The 930-nt window shown below is 25.8% G+C and carries 1 protein-coding gene; it reads left to right on the plus strand.

Annotated elements, in window-relative coordinates:
• The first annotated feature begins 216 nt into the window (after positions 1-216).
• Positions 217-693, plus strand: a complete 477-nt coding sequence (locus AOG55_RS00160) for a hypothetical protein (protein WP_048101006.1) — start codon at positions 217-219, stop codon at positions 691-693.
• Positions 694-930 lie beyond the last annotated feature (237 nt).

Below are 930 nucleotides of genomic sequence, written 5' to 3' on the forward strand. Positions count from 1 at the left end.
TGTGCTCTTCCGATCTTAAAGATAATAATATAACATCATATAAATACAATTATATAAAGACAAACAATACAAATTATTTTATTACAGTATTACAATAATTCCAATATAAGATATACAATAGCATTTACAGATACATTTAAAAATTATAAGGTAGAAATAGGCAATATAATATACAATAACAACAATGAAAATATTTCATATTTATATGCCAATATTGTGCCAATAAATTCATCAAAAATATTATTGGGAAATGAATTTACATTAGATTATAAATCAACATATAATAATGAAATGAAAAACTTAATAAACAGTATAGAATTAATTTCATTTACTTATATGAATTCCAATAACAATACATTAAATAAATTCGGAATAGAATATTCATATATTGCATTGGCAATGAATAATATGTTAAAATCAACAAATAATAATATAAAAAATATGGAAATAAACAAAACAGTTGGAATAGCAATAGACTGGGGTTGGATGTGCGATTTAAGTATATTGCTAGAGGTCATTGCGGCTATAGATTTAATTGGTTCAGCAACAGCGTTAGTTGTAGCTACAGGTGGATTGGCTTGGCCCGTATTCTTTGTAGTTGTTGCTGTTATTGGTGTAATGGGTGGTTGGATAAGTATGGGATATACTTGCGATTGGCCTCTTGGGGACCCGTGGTTTCCTTCATGGCTTTAATTTTGGTGATAAATAATGAATAAAAATAAAATATACAAATATAGTCTATTCGTAGTAATAATTTTTATGTTTATTGAAGCAGTGTTGGGTATTACAATATCAATTTATGGCATAATGAAAAATCAGATGGTATTTAAATATCTGTTAGTTTTATTCACGTTTATTTTGATTTTTGTAATATTTGCCACTCTACATTTCTACAAAAAACTTAATAAATAATATCGAATAAAACTAACA

It is taken from the genome of Acidiplasma cupricumulans, from assembly GCF_001402935.1.
In the GTDB taxonomy this organism is placed as follows: Archaea; Thermoplasmatota; Thermoplasmata; order Thermoplasmatales; family Thermoplasmataceae; genus Acidiplasma; species Acidiplasma aeolicum.